The sequence below is a fragment of the Mesotoga sp. Brook.08.YT.4.2.5.2. genome (assembly GCF_003351125.1).
Lineage (GTDB): Bacteria > Thermotogota > Thermotogae > Petrotogales > Kosmotogaceae > Mesotoga.
Map to the genome: position 1 here is coordinate 1 of NZ_JPGZ01000002.1, position 18,394 is coordinate 18,394.

Here is an 18,394-nt window from a genome sequence, read left to right on the forward strand (position 1 = left end):
CTTGACAACTTAGAGTAGCTGATAAAGCTTCAGGTCAAAATCTCGATCTTCACGTGAACGCAACGGCTCCTTTGCCCGCGAAGTAGAACTGGCTTTGCCAAATCGGTTTGGCATTCTTGTAGTTTTTCTCGCCACAGCTTGCAGTGACTGGCTTTTGAAGATCCGCTATACGCTGAAAGATCAGTTGCAAGTTGTGAGTTCTAAGTTGCAAAACTTAGAAGAAGCCTACGTCAGCAGACTGACTTCCCTCTCTCTCTTCTCTCGTGAGCGTAGCGAACCTCTCTATGCTCTCTTTCTCGATTGTTTTTGTTTTGCCCGCGAAGTAGAACTGGCTTTGCCAAATCGGTTTGGCATTCTTGTAGTTTTTCTCGCCACAGCTTGCAGTGACTGGCTTTTGAAGATCCGCTATACGCTGAAAGATCAGTTGTAAGTTGTGAGTTCTAAGTTATAAGCCAGGGGTTGAACGAAAACATCGCATTTCGTCATTCCGACAAAGCTACTGGTCGGAATCCTGATGCTCTTGCTTCATTGCCCTAACCAAAAACGAAGAACAGATACTCGCACTCTAGGTCATCCTGACAAGCTCTTGGTAAGGATCTCCGTGAATAATAGTAAAGAATCCAAGAATCGGTTAATCCCCACTTTTGCCATTGAAGATGAAGAAAGAGATCCCGTGCACATGCATCACGGGATGACCCTGAATAGTAGTCCAAAAAAAGAGCCCCCAAACAGGAGCCCCAAACAAGAGCATTTTAGGGCAGGCTTACGGGTTATGAAGTAAGGAGTTTGTACGAGTGACATGGAGTGATAGCCTTCTCTAGCATCGCGTCATTCTGAGGTGATCCTGCTCAGAATCTCGCTCTTCTCGTGATTGAGCGAACTCTCGATAATGCTCTTTCTCGCTTGATGTTATCCAAGGACTGGTCCATGATCCGGGACGTGCAACGAAGGACGGTTCTTAAGAGGTTCTGAAACAAGTTCAGCATGACGCATTGTTAGATTCTCTGAACGATCGCGATCTTCCTACATCTATTCTCAAACCTCTGACCCCGGCCTTTGCTCACAACTCACAACTTGCAACTTGGAACTGATATTTTGCTTTTTCCAACCACACCGCTACCCGCAACCACGGTCTTACCCTCATTCATCCTTATTCGGCAGCACTTTTGCCAGGTTCGGGATAATGCCGATGGAAACCTTCTCTCCCTCGGGATAAATTTTCTTTTCGGCGGGGTTGTCTATCTGCACCAGGAGTTCTCCGTGCTCGGTTGCCACATATGATTCGAGGCTTCCACCGAGATATATGTTTGTCGTTACCTGGCCTTCAATCATTCCCTCTCCGGGATCAACGAGTTTGAGAGACTCGGGTCTGGCCATAATCACGGCGGCTTCTCCAGGTGATAATTCCGGCGAGAACTTGCCAACCTCCACTGTTTTGTCTTCAAACTTTGCTTTGCAGGTTCCATTCATCTCGAGAACCTCCACCGGTAAGAAGGCTACTTTTCCTACAAACCCCGCAACGAACTTTGAGTTTGGATCCTCGTAGAGCACGTTCGGTGAGCCTATCTGCCTTATGAAACCGTTCTTCATCACGATTATCCTGTCCGAGAGACTCATTGCCTCGACCCTGTCGTGAGTCACGTATATCGTGGTGATTCCAAGCGTCTTCTGAATCCGCTTTATCTCGACTCGCATCTGTTCCCTCAACAGGGCGTCTAGATTTGAAAGAGGCTCGTCTAGAAGCAGTACGGAAGGCTCCACGATCAGGCTTCTCGCAAGGGCGACACGCTGCTGTTGGCCGCCGGAGAGTTTCGAAGGAGCCCTCTGGGCCAGATCCTTCAAGCCGACCAGATCGAGAGTGCCCATTACTTTGTCCTTTATTTGCTTTGTGGGAAGCTTTCTCAGTTTCAGGCCGTAAGCAACGTTGTCAAAGACGTTCATGTGCGGAAAAAGCCCGTAACTCTGAAATACTGTAGCAGTATCTCTTTTGTTGGGCGGCAGAAACGTGATGTCTTCATTCCCCAGAAAGATCTTTCCCTTTGTGGGCAGTTCGAATCCACCGATCATCCTGAGCGTCGTCGTCTTCCCGCAACCAGAAGGACCCAGCAGAGTGATTAATTCACCGGGTTCTATATCGAAGTTGGCATTGTTAACGGCTATAACATCTGCCTTCCCTTTGACATCTTTGAAGACCTTGGTGACGTTTTCGATCCTAACTGAGACAGAAGTCTTTGACATCCAACCACCTCGCAAACCAATTATCAGTTTAGAGTTACGTTCTTTTCCATGTACTCGTTCTTTCGCACAAGAAGTCTCATCAGTCCGAACGCTCCGAAGACGATGATAATCAATACGGTGGAAAGAACGCTAGCCAGTCCGAATCTTATCGATTCTGAGAAGTTATATATGAGAACCGTCATGTGGTACCACTTAGCGGATATCAGGAATATGATCGCACTGACGGCAGTCATTGATCGGACAAAAGTGTATGACATCCCGGAAATGAATGCCGGACGTATCAGAGGCAAGACGATCGTCCTGAAGACCGTAGTCGAATCCGCGCCAAGATCTTGCGCGGCCTCCTCTATAGCGGGATCTATCTGCCTGAGAGTGGCCACTCCTCCTTCGACACCGACGGGCAGCTCCCTTATTATGTAGTTGATAACGATAATTGCCCCAGTTCCAACTAGAATCAACGGGGGTTTGTTGAAGGCAAGCACATATGAGATACCGATCAGCGTCCCCGGTATGGCGAACGGTGCGAGAATCAACCCCTCAAGAACCCTCTTCCCCACAAACTTCTTCCTGACGATTACCAGCGCAGCCATCATCGCTATCAGTCCGGCGAATGGTGTGGCAATTGCCGACAGGGTGAAGGTGTCTACAATCGCGTCCCTTCCTCTCTGCAGCGCTTCCGTTATGTTCTTCAGAGTGAAAGAGTAGTCTATACCCCAGTTGGCTACGAAGCAGCCGGCCACTATCGTTCCATACAGTCCGAGGATAAAGACGATGATGAGAACGATAAACGTTATGAGACCGAATTTTACAGGCTTTGAAACTAGATCGCTCAGTCTCGAAGAGGGCTTTCCAGTTACGGTCACATATGACTTCCTGCTTACCCAGAATCTTTGAACCAGGAAGGCCGTCAGTGTCGGCATGAGAAGGAGAATAGAAAGAGCAGCTCCGTGACCCAGTCTATTTCTTCCTGTGACTTCAATGTATGCCTCTACCGAGAGCACCCTGTAAGATCCCGCCAGGAGCAGTGGGTTTGCAAAGTCAGCGAGGGAGTTGGTGAAAACGAGCAGCCAGGAACTGAGAACACCGGGAATAGCCAAAGGGAAGGTGACCTTCGAGAAGGTCTTCCATCTGCTACCATTAAGGTCGAGAGAAGCCTCCTCAAGTGTAGAGTCGATTGCCTGTAGAACTCCCGAAAGAGTGAGGAAGGCAATCGGGAACATGCCGATAGTCTGTACGGCTGTAAGGCCGCCAAGTCCGTATATGGTAAAGTCTTTCAGTCCGAGTATTTGCTTTGTTATCAGTCCGTTGCTTCCAAAGAGCAAAATCAGTGACAAAGACAGGGAAAATGGCGGAGAGATTACGGGCAGAAGCCCCATAGTGCTCAGGAACTTCTTTCCTCTTATGGCCGTTCTGTTTATGACAAAAGCGAAGATGAACCCGATGATCGTGGAGAATGTAGCCGTGAGGATGCCAAGTCTTACGCTCCCCCATAGCGCACTAAGATACTGTCTGGAAGAGAGAATTGTGACCCAAGTACGCATCGAGAATTTGCCATCGGCCAGAAAGGTCAATCTAATGGCTTCAAACAGAGGATAGGCTACGAATACTCCGACCATCAAGAAAAGACCGAGAATAACATATCCCATCACGGGATCTCTGAAGAATTTCGAGATGAAATAAATGATAACGAAGACAGCGAATGCGGCTATCATAAATAAGTTTAGTAGATTTGCGTAATTCTCCCCGGCCTCTGCAGACATCAGAAATAGCAGAAAGCCCGTCATGTCGTAACGAGTTTCGTCTATCAGTGGTGCAAACACCAGCGTAACACTCTTTCCTTCGAATGAATACTTGAGGGAAGAGTAGTAGTTCTCAAGATAGTAGACGCTTTCAAACCCCTTGGCGAAGTCCTCAGAACTGTAATTCAATTCATAGAAGCTTCTCAGTTGTTCGTTCGGGGCGAAGACCTGCAGTTCATCCCAGCCGGGTACTCCGTGAACATAGATTATTTCCGCTTCGTCGAACTCCTTGTTTACTGCAGTAATCCAGTCCTCGGCAAGTTCCCTGTCTCTTGGTGCCGATTCGGCAAGAACCGTAACCAGCTGCCTTTGGTTGTCTCTAACAACCTTAAAGAAAGAGTCTTTCAATGTATCGAAGATCCAGAAAAGGGCGACAAAGACTAAAACACTAATCAACGCGAACGATAAGAGTTTTCTCCAGGAATACAATCCGATCACACCCCAAGAGTAACCTTGATTGGTGAAGCCAAAGTGAAGAAGAGCAGGAGACTAGCTCCTGCTCTGATCAACCAATTATTCTACCCCGCCGCCTATTTCTTCCGTCCAGCGATCGAGCAGTCTTTCTTTGTTCTCAGCATCCCAGACATAATTCTGGTGAACTGTCTTGATTTCTTCCATGCTGAAAGAGAGCGGATGCTTCGGAGCGATCCTTGAAACTGGTATAACGTACCAGCCTGCAATGATTGCCTGTGCCTCTTCGGTCAGTATCCAGTCATACAGCTTCTTGGCATTGACAGGATCCGGTCCGCCCTTGATCAAAGACATCGAAGCGATCTCGAAGCCTGTACCTTCTTCGGGAACGGTTATAGTAATGTCGGCACCTTCTGCCTTCAGCTTGACCATGTCATGGGCGTAACCTATTGCGAAGGGTATCTCTCCAATTGCAACGCTCTTTCCGCCTGCCGAACCGGACCTTGTGTACATCTCGATGCTTCTGTCTAGTTTCTTCAGATAGAGGAAGGCTAGATCCTCGTCCCCTCCGAAAAGAGAAATCATACAGGTGATGAGATTGTAGGCAGTTCCCGAAGTATTCGGGTTTGCAACCCTTACGAGATTCTCATACTTGGAATCGAGTATGTCGAACCAGCCCTTCGGTGGTTCAAGTCCTAGCTCAGCTGCACGACCATTGTGAGTGGCGAATGCCAGAGGTCCAAGGTAGAGACCTATCCAGTAGCCTTCGGGATCCTTGTATTGCTCGGGAGTATTTGCGGCCGCTCTGGAGAAATAAGGAGTTGTAAGACCCTTCAGCTTTGCACTGATATGATTCAGTCCCACTCCTCCAACCCATATCGAGGCCTGCGGATTCAGCTTTTCAGCCTCCATCCTTGCTTCGGCCTCTCCACCGGAGAGCCTCACCCAGTCAACCCTGATACCGGTGACTTCTTCATATTTGTCGAAAAGTTCTTTTGCCGCAAGCTCTTCAAGAGTTGTGTAAACAGTGAAAGAATCAGCGGCGAGAAGGGTTACGGAAAAGGCAACACAGATGACAGTAATCAAAACCAGAAATCTTCTCATTCAAAGAAACCTCCTTGAAAGATGTGTGATTTTGGAGAACAGTTGTCATTGTTGCGTTAGATGATGAGAACCAGAATGCTACGACTAACAAAAATTATATCATCGTATGAGTTTGAAATTGCGACGGGGGAAACCTGTACAGATATCTTTTTCGTGTTTGAGAATACATAATGGTTGTCCGTCATCGGTTCCACCGTCCTGCGGAAAGGATCCGCTGATAGCTGCTCAAAACAACGTTGTCCGTCAACGGTCCACCGTCCTCGAAATGGAGCAGTTGCAAGTTCTCAGTTCCGAGTTGCAAGCTGAATAAGAACCGGTTATCCGTTCTCGGTTCACCGTTCTCCGACAAGTGCAAGACCAGTTACAAGTGCCAAGATGCAACTTGCAAGCTCTAAAGTGAAGAAACGTCAAATGCTGTCATTCCGACAAAGCTCCTGGTCGGAATCTTGATGCTGCTGCTTCACGATTTCAACCAAAAACGAAGAACAGATCCTTGCTCTGGAACGAAGAACAGGCTTCTTCGGAGAACCATTCAACGGTGATCCGATTTTCAGTAGCTCTTTCCAACCCGCAAGCCCGAACCTCGTCATTTATTCTTCCCTTCGACTCGCAGCTACGGTCTAAGCAGCGGCCTCTTGTGTTTGAAAGGTTATTATGGGCTTTTTGAAAAGACTGGCGAGCAGAGCGTGTACCGAGGCCACAGGGATGAAGAAGATGAAAGAGAGAATCATACTGATCTCGTACCAGAGACTGCTACCTTTAACGGGTCTACCTTTGATCCTATTTGAGAGGGCTCCCCAGGCTATGCCGAAGCTGTTGCCCATCATTATCGTTCTAACTGCGCCCAATATGCCCTTGGCCTTGGATTCCCCATAACTCTGGATGAGACTCTTCCATAAGTGCTCAGATGGTTTGCCGGAAGAAGTTGCATACCCCCTGGCGAAGAGAATGGCAGGGGCTTCATCTTGTGGAAGTTCTTCAACTTCGGTGACGAAAAGCATCTGGATATCTTCTTCTTTGATTCCCTCTTTTTCGGCAACTCTGTTGTGGAAGACCGAACAAACTTCGCATCCATTTATTTCGGTAACGGTGAGCATAACCTTTTCGATTAGCTCTGTACTCAGCTCTCCGTCCCGCTTTGATCGTGACATGTGGCCCACCGTTCTGATGCCGTTGAAGAGAATCCAATATGACTCTTTCAATGAAAAGAAGCGCTTATAAAACTCTTGAGTCAATTCTTCCTCCAGGAAATCCCGATAAAACTCGAGAATATGTAATTTAAAATCATTCTATTTTAGCACTTCTCGGTAGTGCGGAGTTGATCGAGGAAATCAGACCGGCTTTCGAGATCATCTCTTGCTGTTAATTCTCACAAAATGTTCAATGGTTCTATCCCAGGTCTTCTCCTGCTCTGCGGTGAAATAGCAGGCAGGAAGTTCTCCGTTTTTCCGATGATAAGCTATGCACTCGCAGCATTTGCCCTTTCTGGGACAGCCGGGATAAGTGCAGTTGCATCTTTTCAGATTTCTTTCTACTGTGCATTCCATTTTCGTACCCTCCTTCGCACCTCTTTCATTCTATCAAACCAGAAAAACCTCCGGCCATTAATTTCTTAATGGGCAATCGATTATTCTGTATGTGAAGGAGGAGGCAGATATGAAGAGAACAGAAATGCTTTTTCTTCTTGCTTTTCTGAGTTTGGGATTGGTATTTGCAACCAGCAATGCTGGCTATGGACCCGGAGATGGGATTCCCGACGGTCCGGATGATGGTTCTGGCTACGGAGCAGGCGCTGCCTCTTCAAACTCGGAAAAGGGATTGGAAACTCCGCCTCTATAGATCGGCTCCAGTGTGAGGGGTCGGGAGCTGGAAAGGAAGAGTCCCCGAATTTCGAAGCCGCTTTTTCCCTGGATTCTTCCGATGAAGAGAGTTCAGAGTCTGCGATAGTCCACTTCATGAGAAGATTGGCAGAGATGATTCGGAACGCAGTAAGGAACTTCTTCAGAGTACGAAGCAGTTTCAAAGTAGAGCAGTAGAGCACTAGTCATAATACCCCTGTTAACCCCTAGTCCAGCCGCCGCACTTTAATACCGGGTAAGCGGCGGCCTTTTCTCAGACGGGAGTTCAAGAGGATTGGTTTTGTTGCTGGATAGAGAGACCTACAAAGTCGAAGAAAGTTTGTATTGCTCGACCATAAGGAGTATAGACTAACATAAGTCAATGAGATTCCCGGCAAATTGCTAATCTAGAAGTCTAGATGAGAAGACGGAGTGCAGGAAACCTATGCATCAGTTTTTAATCACTCTTTAATGACCAAAATAATAAGATCTATTCACTTGATCAAAACGGAGGGATGATGGTGAAACGACTAACCGCAATTGTGCTTTTCTTTCTCCTTGCTTTTGGAATTGCTCTTTCAATCAACGGCAGTGGACCGGGAGACGGGATTCCAGATGGCCCTGACGACGATGCAGGTTACGGTGCTCCTAACGACTCCTGCAACGGAAACGGCCCGGGTTACGGAAAGCTTGACTCAAATGAGGACGAGATAGTCTTTGCGGAGCTCTCTTAATTGGGTCTTCTTGAAGATTGGTTTTGAAAGGGACCGGCTCATTACGGTCCCTTTCGCTTTGAGTAAGGGATCTTCCCGGGTCGATTCTTACCTCGTTGGAATTCATCCACTATATCAACTTCTCACGCTGGCGCTATTAGAGCTACGTTTCTAAGCAAACTCTAAGGTTTAGCTAAGGATTCTCTAAGAATGCACCCGTAAACTGAGAATGTACTAAAAAGCAAATGGAGGTGTAGAAGGATGAAGAAAGTAGTTTTAATTACGATAGCGGTTCTTTTGATCGGTGGAATGACACTTGCAGTAGGTTACGGGACGAGAGCGATGCAGCGACTACAGGACACAGCTGCCTGTGAGAACTTCGTAGATGCAGATGGCGATGGAGTCAACGACAACTGCTCGAATGACGGCGTAAGAGTTATGACCAACCTCAAGGCTGAAGACGGAACAGGATTCAGACATGGAGCGGCAGGCGCAAAGGGTCCCGGACTCGGCAGAGGATTCGGAAAAGCAAGATAGCCCTAACCCCTTCAATCAAGTAGGGCCCATCTGGGCCCTTTTTTTATGACAAGGTATTGGAAAAGACCTCATGTGAGTTTACGACCATAGTTAATTGAGTCATCGATGGCCTATAAAACTCTTCTCCCTCCAGATTCACTCGCTTCCAGTTTTCGCGAACATTGAGACAGGGCTCTCCAGAAGAGCGAAACAACACCTAAAATGTATATAATTCTTCTACAATGTCTAAAGTTTTGTTCCTAACAGCCTGAATGAATCGGTTTCTATCAATGTTGTCAACAAACCGCTAGTGAAGAATCTCTGGTGGAGGAGGAGGAAAGTGGCATGATAATCAGAACTCAGGATGCGGACTACAAATCCTTTACGCGGAAAAGGCTAACGATATTCGAACACAGGAGAAAACCGTTACTTGATCAGCTTGAGAGAATCAAGAATGAAATCGACAAACTGAGACCTGAGGAAGAGACCAGGAAACTTCGGGGAGCGGGTGGGGTACCAGCCGCAAAGCAGGAAGAAAAACCGCTAATTAGCAAGATAGAAACCTACAGCGAAAGAAGATGTAGGGAACTTGAAGCCAAGCAGCAAGAGGTGGAGGAGAAACTTGAGGCTCTCGACATCGAAGCGGAGGATATTGAACTGAAAGCTCTTGCTGAAGAGACAGAATATCTGGATAAGAAGAAGGCTGAGTATCTCGAAGCTCTGGAGAAGGCTAAGAAGAAATTCGAAGCCGATTGGTATTTGACCAATATAGAACTCAAGTATTCGGAGGAAGATTACATTCACAAATTGCTGAAACGACTGGAATCACTGGGAGAAAGACAGAAAGAAATCAACGATCTCAGGACCTATCGAGAAAGGAAGAACAGACAGGGGGCAGTCGGCGGAAGGTTGGTTGGCGCCCCCAAAGATCAGAAGAACGATTCAAGGAGAGCAGCAGCAGATTCAACTACCGAAAAGGGGCCGCTCACTCCTCAGGATGAGGACCAGTCAACGATAATGAGAAGAAGGGGCGGCGGAAGAATTGAGCGCGACGATAAATAGATATTTTTTCTGTCGCCAGTGAAAGCATAAGAAGTTGTTCTTGTCGATTTACAAGCAGGTTGGGTTTTATCACAGAACATAATAATAATAGTGTAACAAAATACTTTGTTTTCTTTATTCTGTTTGTCTTATGGGTGATTTGTGATGAAGCGCGCTGGAGTCAATCCACTGAAGTGCACTTTTTTGATTACCGGAACGGTTAGTGAAAGCAAGGAGAACAGCAGGGGTTACTAGATGTGGAAGATTCCAGAAGGTTAATGAGAGAAGCGAAATTCATTTCTTGAGTCCAGTGTCATGTGCTCTCTTCTGACGGCGGGTTCATAGTCTTCACTCTGACTATCTTGTGCAGTCGCGATCAGAGAGAGGTTTTCTTTGCTGTAATAGCTTTGCTATCATGAAAGCCGATTATGAAAACAAGACTACAGACTGACAGTATTGCTTATCATAGCCGCGGTTCTTTCCTCCAAACAACGCCTTAAAGCTGATCTTCAGATCGGCTCCTGTTTGGCCCCGAGAAACTATATGGGCTGAGAACTATCTCTGGTTTATCTGTCGAACATCGGCTTGTCGAGACTTCCATCTTTGCTGTATCCATACTCTTCCCAGTAACCCCTGTACTTGTCGTTGCCCGACAGCTCTATCTCTTCGACCCATCGCGCCCACTTGTAGCCCCACTTGTCTTCGACAACCACTATGAACGGGAAACCCTGGGCCGGAGGTAGTTCGATTCCGTTCAGTTTGTCGGCCAGCATGATATTTCTCTCTCTTATGTAGTCGAGAGTGAGGCTTGTCGTATAGCCATCAGTTGACTTGAAGATCACATTAGTTACCTTGTCGTCGGGCTCTGCTCTGTCAATCAATTCCACAAGAGGAATACCTTCCCAGAGCATCTTTGCTGTCCACCCCTCGACACAGTGAAGTATAACCAGCTTCTGAATGTGCTGAAGATCCTGCAACTCCGAATAAGTTAGAATGTACGGATTTTCTGCGAGACCTCCAATCTTTAGGAAGTATTCTTCTATATTCACGTACTGCACGCCCTTTATCGAGTTTTCTCTGAAAGCGCCGAGATCGTCGAGTTTGATCCCCTGATACTCCGTGACGACTACTTCTTGTGGAGAAGAGCCATTTGCACCATTGGCAACTCCTAACACGATAATGACCACTGCGACAATACCTATTAGAATGAGAACGGGTATCTTCAAGAAAAGCCTCTCCTTTTTATTTAGTATCGTTCTAATTAGATGACTTCTAAGGACTACTGGTTCAGAAGAAGATGTTATTCCAGTCAGATCGTTATCAGGAGCAGCAATTGGTCTGGAAAGAATATCTTCGAAAGGAGAGAAAAAAGAAGCAATTTGCTGACGCAGGCAAGTTCCGCTGTGCGAGGGAAGATGGCTGACGATTAAGATAACACACTGAACTCTGGGAAGAGCATGGCCCAGAAAAGCGTCTGGGGAAGCAAGGCCGGCTTCACGTGGAAGCGATTCAAAAAAGCGGCAGCCACTGACAATGGGATTGTTTTCGGCCTCTCTCGCCGCGGCATGGCACTCCAGAATTGCTTTCTTGGCTTGAGGCAGTTTAATGGTTCCGGCTAGCCAGCCTCTCGCAGCAGTCAACGCATTGCCCGGTCGGAGGTCACTCGGATAGTGCTTACTCCAGAGCGGCAACACAACTTCTTCGGAGTACTCAACTGCCCAGTATGCGAGCGTCGCCTTACTCTGAGTTTCGATCTGTCTCATGAGTGACTGAATATACGGAGCATCCCAGTCATTGAGCATCTTTCTAACTTTTGGCATACTAATCCTCCGCTAGTGATGGCTCTCTTTTTCATTGCACCATTTCGCGATCTCCACTATCAGCTCAAGAAGAATAGTTTTGTCATAGTGGAACTGTACAGCACCTTTGCTTGTTCTGTAATGACTTAGTTTATCTGCAAAGTGTGCGATTGCCTCTTCTCCTGGATAAATCCCCATGTGGTTCTTAAAAGAAGTGAAGTGGATTATGTTCCTCTTCTTCCAGAAGGTGGGCATCCTCCAAGATATTCTCTCTTCCGAACCCGGAAGCACCTCTCTGAGGGCATCCCTAACACTCCTCAGTAGCGATTGAACACCTTCGGGCTGCATGGTGATATACTCGTCAATCGTCTCTGGCGGTTCAATGCATGCATGTTTCTGATTGTGTTGTTCGAACTGGCGTCCGCACTCAGGGCACTTCCACATGCTTCATTCGCCTCTTTCCATAACGGTGACTTTTACGGTGTCACCAGGTTGCTTCCCGATAGTCTTTGTGATGGCCTTTCGAAGACCAATGATGTAACACACCGACGCGTCATCCTTCTTTATTCCCATGTTGACAACGCTACCATCGTAAGGCTCGCCGTCAAATGTTGCGTGGACTTTCAATCTGCCCTTTCCGAACTCCGACTTGAGGTCATACGGAAATTCAACATACGCCCCATCTATGTTCGGAATCCTTCTTATGACTGCCTCATATACGCAGGTCTTTGATTTCACGAGAGCCCTCCTTGTGCACTAACCATTTTCCTCAATAAAACTCTTACAGGCAAGGAAGTAATATAGTGAGATTTCAGAGTAGGAGATCACATTTGTTATCGCGTTTCTCAAAGTACTCCTGACTGACGCCCCAAGAATAACCGGACTAGAATGAGCAAGCACAGGTCAAGATGAAGCAACCCGTTACTTCTATGATATCCATTTTATTCTTGAAAGTGTGGATATCTCAGTTAAGCGTTCAGGTAAAAATCTCTGAAAGCAGCTCCCCCTCATTGCAAGTCCATCGCTAATTCTCGGTGGGTATTCTGAATCCAAAACATTGTCCGAGGTCCTTACGGCTGATCTCACATCTGAAGAAAGTATTCGATGATTGGAATGATGCTTGAATAGTGCCTGGCATAAGATTGCATGAAAATTTCGAGTGATCGAAGAGGCAAAAAAGGGAATCGCAGGACACTCCGTAGAATGATTATATCAATAGATTAAGTGATATGATAATTTCAAATGATTTTCCATTCAGAATGGGAGGTGTTACATGAGAGGATTCGATGAACTCAGGTATATCCGACCGACTCTAGTGATATTTGTCTTTCTCGTTACCGTCTTTCTTATGCTTATGCCGTACCACGTCTTTCAAAATGAAGCAATAAACTATACTCAGAAAATCTATTCGGGAATCTTTGAGACATCTGTCGAAAATCTGGGATCTGCTTTATCTCTGGGATATTTCCAGTGGAATGCTATGTACAACGCCGTTTTGTCGAAAGACGAAGTCTTCATCGAAGAGATGCTCCAGGAGATCCAAAATGAGTTCCCAGCAGTGAAGTCGGCCAGGCTCATAAGCAGACCGTCAGAGATACCGGTTAAAGATGTGTGCAGAGTATCTGCCTTAGAGCAGGAGCTTTATCTCTACTTCAACGTCTACGACAGCCATATGGAGAATGAGATATCCGATGCAGTCGTGATTGCCAGCATAGACAAGAATTTCTTGCTTTCAGAGATGAATCTCGATGGCAGAATCACCTTCTCACCAGGCGGATCGAAGAGTTTCGCCTACGGTCTGAGAACCGAAATAAAAGGATATGATCTTACCAGGTGGATGATTCTACATTCCGTGGCGGCCGGGATAATTGGCGTCTTGTTCATGATGGAAGTGCTGGCGCTCGGTCTTTCCAGGTACTACGAGATGAGTGGTCTTCAGGAAATCATGTATTTGTGGGAAATGGAAGATTCCCACACCGCCTTTCACTCCAGAAATGTGGCGAAAATCGCTGAGTGTTTGGGCAAGAGTCTTGGATTGAGAAGGAAGAAAATCACGGAGCTAGTTAACGGTGCAAAGCTTCATGATATTGGTAAGATGGGCATTTCAGCTAACATATTGAGAAAGCATGGCCCTCTTGATGAAATTGAAAAGGAGGTAATACGCAATCATCCCCAGCACGGTAAGGAAGTTCTCCAACATTTCAAATACCTGGAGAGATTCGTTCCTTACGCCTATCTACACCACGAAAGAGAAGACGGTTCCGGTTATCCCCAGGGTTTAAAGGGAGATGAGATACCGCTCGAAGCAAAGATTCTGGCTGTAGCAGATGTGTTTGAGGCTCTCACGGCAGATAGGCCCTACAGGACCGCCTATTCTTTTGCTCAAGCTGTGGACATGATGACAGAAATGCCTCTAGATCAGGATATAGTATCCAAACTGAAAAGTATCCTTCCGGAACTTGAGAACGAGCTTTGCGGGAGGAATCCGCGTAAGTGCGGGATCATCGGAAGTCAAACTTGACTTGCCGGACAACTTCGCCAAATGTTATGTGACGAAAACAATCAAGATACTCTTTTGCTTGTGACCCAAGCCTCGTGACGGGAATGGATTTCACGGTTGGTTCTTCTGTCTGCAAGACGCCTAAAATCGTGACCTGCAAAAGATTGACTCAACACAAAAGAGAAGCATAAAATAAGAGACGCGGTGGTGAAAATCACAGTTTCCAGAGTTATCCCGATTTTGGTCGTAAGGCTTGTTATCACGGTAATAGCGATATTCGTTCGTGAATTTACAATAGTCATGCACAATACCTAGAAACCGGCCATTCTTCAAAGGTGCATTTCTTTCGTTGTGACGGACAATGAAAACTTTTTCGGCAATGTATTTTCCCGTCTCTATCGCTTCTTTATTCGAACACAGTTGACTGTGAAGTATGGTCGCAATTTCTTGGTGAAGAACATGAAGCCAAGCCTTTCTGTAAATACAATCCCCACAGAAACAAAACTCCCGGAGCAACCGCCCCCCTCTTACTCAAATCGTCCTTAGACGAGAAATAGAATACAAAGGCTTTTATCGGCGGTTTTTCAGAAGGAGTAAGTGAACTCAGGTCTATATCTCGCGAAGACACGTCTCTTCATTGCGGGAGATCTGGAGCGGGCCAGTTCTCATTCAAATTAGCACCGCATCATGAGAGCAGAAGCAGGACCTTTACTGAACACTGCTGATGACTGTCACTGGCAGTTCTAAAAGCCTTTGGGCTAATGAAGCAGTGGTTTTAGATCGCCGAAAAACTGACGCAAAAACAAACAAGCCTCCCAATGGGAGGCTAGGTTTTCTTTGATCAAAGCGCTTCATACACGCAGGTAGGCACTAAATGTTTGGTGGCGGCGGTCAGAATCGAACTGACGACTCTGCGGGTATGAACCGCATGCTCTAGCCAGCTGAGCTACACCGCCTGATAATGGTAGCGGGGACAGGATTTGAACCTGTGACCTTTGGGTTATGAGCCCAACGAGCTACCAGACTGCTCCACCCCGCACCGAGTATATATCTACTTGCTATATTCTATATATAAATGACCTGCTTTCCTTGCTTCCATGGTGCCGGGGATGGGAATCGAACCCACACGGAGCCTTCGCTCCAACGGATTTTAAGTCCGTTGCGTCTGCCTGTTCCGCCACCCCGGCAACCGTACACAATGATAACACCAGTGCATTTCATTGTCAACCAGATTCAGAGCTCGACTGTCTGAAGATTCGATGGTATCTGAATCTCAAACTCATACTGGAGTTCTTCGGCAAGGTTTTCCAGCGCTCCCTCGTCACCGTGAACATAGATCAGTTTTTCTGGTTGGAGTCTTCTGGGGAGGTCAAGAAGCTCCTGGTAGTCTGCATGCCCAGAGAAGTTGAAGATATCTATATTCTTAGTTCCAATCTCAACCGTCTCTTCTCCCAGGGCGACTTGTGCATCGCCTCTCTTACTTGCTTCAAGCACCCTGTAACCATCTGATTCTGGACTCTGATAACCCATGAAGAAGATTCCGTCTTTGCTGTTCGGCAACATCTGTTTGGCGAAGATATACGATAGAGTATCTTCAACAAGCATTCCGGCCGAAAGGACAAGGAGCGCCGGCTCTTTCGAAAAGAGCAGTCTCTCAATGGCCTTGGGTGCCACAGTCACATTTTGCTGGAAGTTCTTCATGAACCACTTTCTATCCTTGTCGCTAATGCGCTCGTAATTGCTCATGTAGAGATTACTGAGTGAGGCTACCATTCCATTTGTGTATATGGGAACGGAGGGGATCTTGTTCTTTTCCATCAGCCTTAGAAGCATGTAGATTGCTTCCTGGCCTCTGCCAAGGGCAAATACAGGCATAAGAACCCTGCCGCCGTTTTCCAGTACGCGTTTCACTGACTTGCTGAGTCTTTCAATTTCGCTGTACCTTGTTAGAAGCTGATTTTCTTTCGAGCCGTAAGTTCCCTCTGAGATAAGGGTTTCCACCTTTTTTGGTAACTGGGCCGGTGGGATAGTAAGCTGCTGCGAAAGTGATATGTCTCCAGAGTAGAGAATTCTCTTTCCCTTATGCTCAAGAAAGATCGAGGCAGCTCCCATTACATGACCCGCTGGGTAGAGTGCCACGTCCACTTCATTGTCAATTGAGTACCTTTGAAAATACTCCATCGGAAATATTCTTCTCTTCAGCTCGTTAACTTCGCCGTGACTGTATAGTATAGGTTCAACGCCGTCTTTGGCGTTCTTCTTCTTCATTACTTCGACTGAGTTCTGAAGTATTCTTAGAGCTAAGCCCTTATTCTCTTGAGTCATCAGGATTGGCGCATTTGGCCATCTTTGAGATATGTAAGGTAGAGAAGAGAGATGGTCGTAGTGGGAGTGGGAGATCATTATCACATCTAGATCGTTTATGCTGTCAATTTCAGGTAGCGACTCGTAGCCTTCCTTTACTGGGTGTCTGCCTGCATCAATCAGGATATTCTTTCCGTCCAGACTAAGGAGATAGGAATTCGCGCCTATCTCGCGGCCGCCACCAAGCGGCGTAAGTGTCATTACAGTTTCCTCCTTCTTTCTACAATTCTAACAAAAACCAAGAAAATTAGCTTGAACCGTATTCTGATACAATTGCTTTGTCAAAAAGGGGTGATCTCATGGAACAAGACTGGACTATTATACTCGACTTCGCTTACCTTTCCATCCTTATAGGTGTCGCTTCCGTTCTGAAGAGGTTGATTTCTCCCTTAAGCAAGGTTCTCATTCCAAATGCAGTTATTGCCGGTTTTCTCGGAATTCTCTTGGGGCCGGAGGTTATGAAGATAATCCCCTTCTCTTACGATAGACTTGGAAACCTTGTCTATCACTTGATGGCAATTGGCTTCATCGCGATCGCGCTGAAGAGAACGAGACGCTCCACTACTAAGTCTTCTGTCAATACCGGCTTTCTTATCAGTATGTCTTATGCTCTTCAGGGATTAGTGGGGTTCATCATTGGTATCGCACTTGTAGGATTGTTCTTCAAAGATCTCTTCCCACCCTTTGGTCTTCTATTAGCTCTGGGATTCGCTCAGGGCCCTGGACAAGCCTATTCGCTGGGTAGTCAGTGGGAAGCGCTGGGCTTTACAGGCGGGGGAGCCGTGGGCTTGAGCGTTTCAACATTAGGCTTTCTCTGGGCGGCATTTGGCGGAATAGTGATGTTGAACACAATGGTGTATAGAAAGAGACAGGTGGGAATTCAGATCGAAAGACCCACTGTTAAGAAAAGGGTAGAGGTAGTGATAAAGGATTTCGAGTTCTCGGATATCGACGGCTTTACAATCCAGGCTCTGGCCGTGGGAATCGTATATCTCATCACTTACCTATTCTTGAAATGGTTCACGGGCTTGATCGGCGGGCTAGGTACGTTCGGAGAGACGTTCGCCCAGGTTTTATGGGGCTTCCATTTTGTGATTGGAGTTCTTTTCGCAATGGCCTTCAGAGCGATATATGAGAGGGTGAGGAAGTCAGAGAAATATGAGATCGAATATATGAACGACTTCCTACTTCAGCGTATCGGCGGGGGCGTGTTCGACTTCATGGTAGCGGCGTCGATCGCTGGGATCTCTTTCTCAGTCATACAGGAGTACATTTGGCCGGTAATAATTCTCACCTCGGTAGGCGGACTCTTCATTGCCGGCTACACGATCTGGTTTGGAAAAAGGATTTACGAGAAAGCGCCTCTGGAACACATCGTAACATTCTTCGGAATGCATACCGGTACACTCTCGACCGGGATGGCGTTGCTCAGAGAAGTCGACCCGACATTTGAGACGGGAACCGCCGAAGACATGGTCTTCGGAAGTGGGCTTGCGTTATTCTTGGGCATTCCGATGCTGATACTGCTTAACATACCTATTCTCGGCTACAAAACCGACCAGCCTATATACTACCTGTATTTCATTCTTGGCCTGGCAGCTTATATCGGGGCGATGTACTTCTTCTGGTTCAGAAAAGCAAAGATAAGAAGCAGAGAAAAGAAGAGGTAAGTGGGCAAAGAGCCGCTGAGAAGAGTCGTTATCGGTCAGCGGTTAACCGTACTCAGGAGAACACAGCTGCAAGTTGTCAGTTCCGAGTTGCAAGCTGAATAAGAACCGGTTATCCGTTCTCGGTTCACCGTTCTCCGACAAGTGCAAGACCAGTTGCAAGTGCCAGTGTGCCAAGAAGGCGAAGAAGGAAACTTCAAGCCATGCTTAATCGAAGATGAGGGAGGGCCCCTCGAAGCCGCCATGCAGGTGGAGGCTTCAAACCACCGTAAGCTGCTGTGGTAAAGAGCCATGGTAGTGAACGTTACGGGAAAAGGCGGGACAGTGATCCCGTCAGGTGAGTACCAGAGGAGACGAATACAAGTGAACCACCGTGAACGTGTCGTAACGACCTTTAGTGTCAT

General features: G+C 46.9%; 15 protein-coding genes and 3 tRNA genes. 6 read left to right on the forward strand and 12 right to left on the reverse strand.

The features are described 5' to 3' along the window. Nucleotides 1–1,140: 1,140 nt before the first annotated feature. The 5 genes from Q502_RS00430 to Q502_RS00455 all read right to left on the reverse strand — a co-directional run bounded on the left by Q502_RS00430 (nt 1,141) and on the right by Q502_RS00455 (nt 7,099). Nucleotides 1,141–2,238 carry an ABC transporter ATP-binding protein gene (locus Q502_RS00430; protein WP_099831025.1) on the reverse strand — a complete coding sequence of 366 codons (1,098 nt, stop codon included), beginning with the start codon at nt 2,236–2,238 and terminating at the stop codon, nt 1,141–1,143. 23 nt (nt 2,239–2,261) lie between these two features. After that, nucleotides 2,262–4,475, reverse strand: a complete 2,214-nt coding sequence (locus Q502_RS00435; RefSeq protein ID WP_099831026.1) for an iron ABC transporter permease — start codon at nt 4,473–4,475, stop codon at nt 2,262–2,264. A gap of 75 nt (nt 4,476–4,550) precedes the next feature. Continuing rightward, nucleotides 4,551–5,552 carry an ABC transporter substrate-binding protein gene (locus Q502_RS00440; RefSeq protein ID WP_099831027.1) on the reverse strand — a complete coding sequence of 334 codons (1,002 nt, stop codon included), beginning with the start codon at nt 5,550–5,552 and terminating at the stop codon, nt 4,551–4,553. Between the two features lie 620 nt (nt 5,553–6,172). After that, on the reverse strand, nt 6,173–6,703 hold the full coding sequence (locus Q502_RS00450; RefSeq protein WP_243392458.1) for a carboxymuconolactone decarboxylase family protein: 531 nt from the start codon (nt 6,701–6,703) through the stop codon (nt 6,173–6,175). Between the two features lie 198 nt (nt 6,704–6,901). Then, nucleotides 6,902–7,099: a DUF6485 family protein gene (locus tag Q502_RS00455; RefSeq protein ID WP_099831030.1), complete on the reverse strand. Its 198-nt coding sequence runs from the start codon at nt 7,097–7,099 to the stop codon at nt 6,902–6,904. A 109-nt stretch (nt 7,100–7,208) separates the two neighbouring features. Here Q502_RS00455 and Q502_RS00460 point away from each other — a divergent pair, with 109 nt between their 5' ends. From Q502_RS00460 to Q502_RS00475, 4 genes are all read left to right on the forward strand, one after another. Next, complete coding sequence (locus Q502_RS00460; RefSeq protein WP_099831031.1) at nt 7,209–7,391, forward strand: hypothetical protein; 183 nt, start codon at nt 7,209–7,211, stop codon at nt 7,389–7,391. Between the two features lie 517 nt (nt 7,392–7,908). Then, nucleotides 7,909–8,124, forward strand: coding sequence for a hypothetical protein (locus Q502_RS00465; RefSeq protein WP_243392459.1), 216 nt, complete (start codon nt 7,909–7,911; stop codon nt 8,122–8,124). A gap of 240 nt (nt 8,125–8,364) precedes the next feature. Next, nucleotides 8,365–8,640 (forward strand): hypothetical protein, encoded by a 276-nt coding sequence (locus tag Q502_RS00470; RefSeq protein ID WP_099831033.1) that lies wholly within the window; start codon nt 8,365–8,367, stop codon nt 8,638–8,640. A gap of 324 nt (nt 8,641–8,964) precedes the next feature. Beyond that, the gene (locus tag Q502_RS00475; RefSeq protein WP_099831034.1) at nt 8,965–9,681 is read left to right on the forward strand and encodes a hypothetical protein; all 717 of its coding nucleotides are present in this window, start codon (nt 8,965–8,967) and stop codon (nt 9,679–9,681) included. 545 nt (nt 9,682–10,226) lie between these two features. Here Q502_RS00475 and Q502_RS00480 read toward each other — a convergent pair. Genes Q502_RS00480 through Q502_RS00490 form a run of 3 tightly spaced genes read right to left on the reverse strand, consistent with a single transcriptional unit; the run spans nt 10,227 to nt 12,197 of the window. Continuing rightward, nucleotides 10,227–11,480 (reverse strand): molybdopterin-dependent oxidoreductase, encoded by a 1,254-nt coding sequence (locus Q502_RS00480; RefSeq protein ID WP_099831035.1) that lies wholly within the window; start codon nt 11,478–11,480, stop codon nt 10,227–10,229. Between the two features lie 12 nt (nt 11,481–11,492). Further along, nucleotides 11,493–11,903: an iron chaperone gene (locus tag Q502_RS00485; RefSeq protein ID WP_099831036.1), complete on the reverse strand. Its 411-nt coding sequence runs from the start codon at nt 11,901–11,903 to the stop codon at nt 11,493–11,495. 3 nt (nt 11,904–11,906) lie between these two features. After that, on the reverse strand, nt 11,907–12,197 hold the full coding sequence (locus Q502_RS00490) for a DUF1905 domain-containing protein (RefSeq protein WP_099831037.1): 291 nt from the start codon (nt 12,195–12,197) through the stop codon (nt 11,907–11,909). Between the two features lie 535 nt (nt 12,198–12,732). Between Q502_RS00490 and Q502_RS00495 the strand changes: the two genes are divergently transcribed. Further along, nucleotides 12,733–13,980: an HD-GYP domain-containing protein gene (locus Q502_RS00495; RefSeq protein ID WP_099831038.1), complete on the forward strand. Its 1,248-nt coding sequence runs from the start codon at nt 12,733–12,735 to the stop codon at nt 13,978–13,980. A gap of 858 nt (nt 13,981–14,838) precedes the next feature. On the opposite strand, the gene Q502_RS00505 is transcribed toward Q502_RS00495, so the two are convergent. The 4 genes from Q502_RS00505 to Q502_RS00520 form a co-directional block, all read right to left on the reverse strand. Then, a tRNA-Met gene (locus tag Q502_RS00505) sits at nt 14,839–14,915 on the reverse strand. 6 nt (nt 14,916–14,921) lie between these two features. Further along, nucleotides 14,922–14,998: transfer RNA gene (locus Q502_RS00510), tRNA-Met, on the reverse strand. A 59-nt stretch (nt 14,999–15,057) separates the two neighbouring features. Further along, nucleotides 15,058–15,146: transfer RNA gene (locus Q502_RS00515), tRNA-Leu, on the reverse strand. Nucleotides 15,147–15,192: 46 nt separating this feature from the next. After that, on the reverse strand, nt 15,193–16,524 hold the full coding sequence (locus Q502_RS00520) for an MBL fold metallo-hydrolase (RefSeq protein ID WP_099831040.1): 1,332 nt from the start codon (nt 16,522–16,524) through the stop codon (nt 15,193–15,195). Nucleotides 16,525–16,622: 98 nt separating this feature from the next. On the opposite strand from Q502_RS00520, the gene Q502_RS00525 reads away from it, so the two are divergent. Further along, nucleotides 16,623–17,993, forward strand: coding sequence for a sodium:glutamate symporter (locus Q502_RS00525; RefSeq protein WP_099831041.1), 1,371 nt, complete (start codon nt 16,623–16,625; stop codon nt 17,991–17,993). Nucleotides 17,994–18,394: the final 401 nt, after the last annotated feature.

Coding starts and splice junctions, on each gene's coding strand:
- Q502_RS00430 (WP_099831025.1), bottom strand. CDS start 2,238: ATGTCAAAGACTTCTGTCTCAGTTAGGATCGAAAACGTCACCAAGGTC.
- Q502_RS00440 (WP_099831027.1), bottom strand. CDS start 5,552: ATGAGAAGATTTCTGGTTTTGATTACTGTCATCTGTGTTGCCTTTTCC.
- Q502_RS00450 (WP_243392458.1), bottom strand. CDS start 6,703: ATGTCACGATCAAAGCGGGACGGAGAGCTGAGTACAGAGCTAATCGAA.
- Q502_RS00455 (WP_099831030.1), bottom strand. CDS start 7,099: ATGGAATGCACAGTAGAAAGAAATCTGAAAAGATGCAACTGCACTTAT.
- Q502_RS00460 (WP_099831031.1), top strand. CDS start 7,209: ATGAAGAGAACAGAAATGCTTTTTCTTCTTGCTTTTCTGAGTTTGGGA.
- Q502_RS00465 (WP_243392459.1), top strand. CDS start 7,909: ATGGTGAAACGACTAACCGCAATTGTGCTTTTCTTTCTCCTTGCTTTT.
- Q502_RS00470 (WP_099831033.1), top strand. CDS start 8,365: ATGAAGAAAGTAGTTTTAATTACGATAGCGGTTCTTTTGATCGGTGGA.
- Q502_RS00475 (WP_099831034.1), top strand. CDS start 8,965: ATGATAATCAGAACTCAGGATGCGGACTACAAATCCTTTACGCGGAAA.
- Q502_RS00480 (WP_099831035.1), bottom strand. CDS start 11,480: ATGCCAAAAGTTAGAAAGATGCTCAATGACTGGGATGCTCCGTATATT.
- Q502_RS00485 (WP_099831036.1), bottom strand. CDS start 11,903: ATGTGGAAGTGCCCTGAGTGCGGACGCCAGTTCGAACAACACAATCAG.
- Q502_RS00495 (WP_099831038.1), top strand. CDS start 12,733: ATGAGAGGATTCGATGAACTCAGGTATATCCGACCGACTCTAGTGATA.
- Q502_RS00520 (WP_099831040.1), bottom strand. CDS start 16,524: ATGACACTTACGCCGCTTGGTGGCGGCCGCGAGATAGGCGCGAATTCC.
- Q502_RS00525 (WP_099831041.1), top strand. CDS start 16,623: ATGGAACAAGACTGGACTATTATACTCGACTTCGCTTACCTTTCCATC.